This window comes from Paenibacillus sp. N3.4 (assembly GCF_008017805.1).
Lineage (GTDB): Bacteria > Bacillota > Bacilli > Paenibacillales > NBRC-103111 > Paenibacillus_E.
In genome coordinates, this window is record NZ_VRTT01000164.1 from 1 (window position 1) to 3,748 (window position 3,748).

Sequence of the window (3,748 nt, forward strand, 5' to 3'; positions counted from 1 at the left end):
TCCCACATTTGGGGGAGGGAGACAATTCTTTAATCAGCCCATATCACTAACTTACATGTTATTTAACCGTAATGCCCCCCTGCATAGCATTCTTATGGAGTTCGCAGAAGTACGCATAATCTAGTAGGTTTTAGCCGCTGGATTCACTGAACTCCGATCGGAGTCGCTGACCAAATTAGCGGTACGTGACGCTTCATCATACTTAACCAAATCGGCAGCAGCAGCATCATAATCGATAATAAATCCATGATGATGGATACCGCACCTTTCATGTGGGAAGGAAATACCTATGTCCCCCTTCGCTTCTTAGCAGAAGGTATCGGGGCAAACGTAACCTGGGATCAAGCTAGCCAAACCGCTTGGGTGAAAGCTGGAACTGTTACGTTAACGTTCTGGGTCGGTAAAAACGTTATGGAAATTAACGGTAAACAAAAAGAGATAGGTGCTCCTGTTATTCTCAAAGATGGTCGCACACAAGTGCCGCTGCGTTTCATTACGGAGTTGCTAGGCTGGGATGTAAAGTGGAATGAAGCGGATGGTTCCATCGCTTTAACCAAATCTATGGAAAAAAACAAAAGAAATGGATACGGGTACTCACATGCATCAATAAGAAGATAGCTCTCTCCTTTTAACGATGGATACACATTAACAAATATTGTCCTATAATTCACCAGGCTGTCGATATAATCGGCAGCTGGTTTTTTTAACTTCTATCTTATGAAAAGGTGCAATCTCCGTATTTCCCTTATATCAATTAGAAGCTATACAAAATCAATGAATGTCTTCATTTCCCTCTGTTTTTCTTGGATTCCTTTGTTTGTCAACTCCACTGGGGTCTGATACTCTTTGGATAGTAAAGAAGAAGACCTATAAAATGGAAAAGGGGCTAACCCCATGTTTAAAAGGACTATAAGGTTAACGGAGACTCAACGTTTTTTACTTCGAAATGTTTCTATTATTGTACTTGGTCTTTTTATTAATCAAATGTTACAAACGGGAGGCAGTATCATTTTGGCTCGCGTGCTGAACGATCCAGCCGGATTCGGTCGAGTGAATCTCCTGCTGCAAATCTTCGGTATGGCTTCACTCTTTCTTAATGTCGGATTTAATTCCGCCTTGATATATACTTTTTCCAAAAGACCAAGTGAAGCGGTCCAAACAAGATTTCGTGTGGCTTTGATTGGCAGCATGTCCTTTGGAATTCTCTTCGGATTACTCCTTTGTGCATTAGCACCACTACTTCGCATTCTTATCACCTGCCTGATCTAAAAGGAGCCTTGATCATTAGCTCAATTATGTTTATTTTCAACTCAGTCGTAAATGTGGGCGTTGCTTCCTTTTCCGGAAATCGTGATTTCAGTACCCAAGCCTTCTTCATGGTCATCACCACGGCATTTTCAACCTGTGGAACTGTACTTGGGGTTTTATTGCCTATAGGAAAAATGAACCCTTTAGAAAACATCTCGCTTTGGATGTGTGTTGGTTCGATCCTAACGGCAATTTTTATTTGCCTGAAAGTTGAACGTGTGCATAAACCAAAATGGTTTGGCAGCCTCCCTTTTCAAGAGTTTCAGAGTATGTTGGCATACGGTGTACCCTCCTGGGCAGGGAATATTGCGAAAGCGTTTCAACAGCCATTCCTGGTTATGATGGTCGGTTCTGGCTCGGTTATTGCTGTCGGTTATTTAGCGAACGGATTTCGCATAACCGGATTTATCGGCATTATTACATGGGCGTTTATGATCGTCACCTTTCCATTTGTAGCAGAAAAATCTCAGGATTTAGAGGAAAGCAAACATCGTGGAACGAGTTGTATCCGATATAACAACGTTCTTTTGTACCCGCTTACAGCACTCATCTGTTTATTTCCGGATCAGATCAACGGTTACTTATTCGGAGCGAGTTACACGACCGGAGATTCTTCAACGTATATTCGTTTGATGGCTTTAGGTGTCTTGTTCTCCTCTGTTGGTCGGCTGGGCGGGAGCATTTTGGCGGGAATAGGAAAAACAAAGGCAAACTTTTGGGTAATGATTGTAGCCGGTATTTTTGTCATTACCATCGTGCCGTTTATCGCAGCTAAAAGTCCAGTATTAGCCGTGTGGATTTATACGGGGGGATGGGCAGTTTCAGCACTATCCATGATCGGATTCTTTTATTATGAAAAATTTCCGCTTGATTGGTGGAAGGCTTATGGAGAACCACTCATTCCTACTATAGCGATGATAGCTATTATGGAAATCGGACATTTAGCGAAATCCTGGTTTCCTCTTTTCATCTTTGCCGGTCTTCTAAGTCTACTGGTCATGACCATAGCAATAGAAAAGCGTTCTATAGTTAGGAGTGATATTCACACGCCAAACATCCATTAATTTGTTGGAAACGACGTGAAATCATATTTGTAAGCTGATTCATAGCACGATGATAGGACCCTTTCATCCCGAATAAGTGTTTCAACCAATAAAGAAGGCTCCCTGCTTAGGAGCGCCTTCTTTATTGATTTATTCTTATATCAGCTTCTAATTTCAGAACTATTTTTATAATGAATTGTAGTGTTGTCTCCGGTTTATATCCAGTTCATAATAATACTCTATCTTTAATCGAAGACGACTAGCAAATAGAGACCGGATGCTAATTTCTACGTAAAAGTGTCAACTGTCTATCCGCGTGCCACGATGTAAACGACCACTAGGAGGTAATTCCTTATGTTTCATATCATTATTCTGTTGGTTAATTTGTTCCTCGCAGGCATCCTAGCTGGAGAAGAGTTTGTGATCTTCTATGGTGTTCGCGTGCCCTTATTTGCTCTGAACCAACAATCGCAGATCCAACTCCGTCAAGCCCTAATACGGCGACTGCGATTACTCGTTCCTGCCATTTTTGTACCGACAGCCGTGACTGTCACTTAACCCATAAGTTGCCATTTTGGCAAGCTTATGCTTCCAAATTAACGTGGCAAACTTATGCTTCCAAAATAAAAAAGTCCTTGAATATCAAGGACTCCCTCTACCCAGGGATAGCCACAACTTCAGAATTTATGTGTTAGTACAACACCGAATTAACGTTTTACGTTAACCGCATTCGCAAAGTGATCGGGACACGATCTGAAACAAAGAGAACTCTCCAGATTTCAATAGTAACAAGAGAAGTTTTCTGCAATCTGTAATCCCAATACAAGAGATTTAAGTTACTAATCTAATTTTTTGATTAGGATAGAAGCATTAACGTTTGTTTGCGTGCCTCCGGCTAATGTTTGTAGTGTAACTGCGGCAGCAGAAGTATGATTTCGAAGGGTAAGAACATCGCCGGCTGCTATGGCGATAATAACCTGACCGTTATTTTGCTGAGTGCCTGCGCCTGAACCATAGACTGTACCCGCAACCGGTGCGCCATTAAGAAATAACGAGAATTGGTTGGGTTCCACACCGGACACGGAGAATGTAACTTCGTAGTCTCCCGGAGTGGTAATTAGAATTTGAGAGGTTCCGGGAGCATGCGTAATTCCAGTTGTAATTATTCCATTTGAATCAAAAATGACATCAGCCTCAATCGGTACAACTTGAGCACCAAGGTTGTAAATATACCCGTATTCGGCTAATCCGGCTCCTGTAGCACCGGTAGCACCCGTTGCTCCTGTTGCGCCCGTGTCACCCGTTGACCCTGTAGCACCGGTAGCACCCGTTGCTCCTGTAGCACCGGTAGCACCCGTTGCTCCTGTTGCGCCTGTGTCACCCGTTGCTCCTGTAGC

3 protein-coding genes and 1 pseudogene are annotated in these 3,748 nt (G+C 42.7%); 3 read left to right on the plus strand and 1 reads right to left on the minus strand.

Annotated elements, in window-relative coordinates; genetic code table 11:
* Window positions 1–246 precede the first annotated feature (246 nt).
* The 3 genes and pseudogenes from FU659_RS34550 (at window position 247) to FU659_RS34560 (ending at window position 2,909) form a co-directional block, all read left to right on the plus strand.
* The gene (locus FU659_RS34550; protein ID WP_261808245.1) at window positions 247–618 is read left to right on the plus strand and encodes a copper amine oxidase N-terminal domain-containing protein; all 372 of its coding nucleotides are present in this window, start codon (window positions 247–249) and stop codon (window positions 616–618) included.
* A gap of 378 nt (window positions 619–996) precedes the next feature.
* Window positions 997–2,372: pseudogene (locus FU659_RS34555) on the plus strand (oligosaccharide flippase family protein); the annotation flags it as partial.
* A 333-nt stretch (window positions 2,373–2,705) separates the two neighbouring features.
* Window positions 2,706–2,909 (plus strand): hypothetical protein, encoded by a 204-nt coding sequence (locus FU659_RS34560; RefSeq protein WP_147951678.1) that lies wholly within the window; start codon window positions 2,706–2,708, stop codon window positions 2,907–2,909.
* Between the two features lie 281 nt (window positions 2,910–3,190).
* Here the strand turns inward: FU659_RS34560 and FU659_RS34565 are convergent.
* Window positions 3,191–3,748, minus strand: a 558-nt coding sequence (locus FU659_RS34565; RefSeq protein WP_483874525.1) for a BclA C-terminal domain-containing protein, incomplete at its 5' end; no start/stop codon positions are given.

What these genes read in the sequence shown, in the direction of transcription:
- FU659_RS34550 (WP_261808245.1), top strand. Translation starts at nt 247, where the DNA reads ATGATGATGGATACCGCACCTTTCATGTGGGAAGGAAATACCTATGTC.
- FU659_RS34560 (WP_147951678.1), top strand. Translation starts at nt 2,706, where the DNA reads ATGTTTCATATCATTATTCTGTTGGTTAATTTGTTCCTCGCAGGCATC.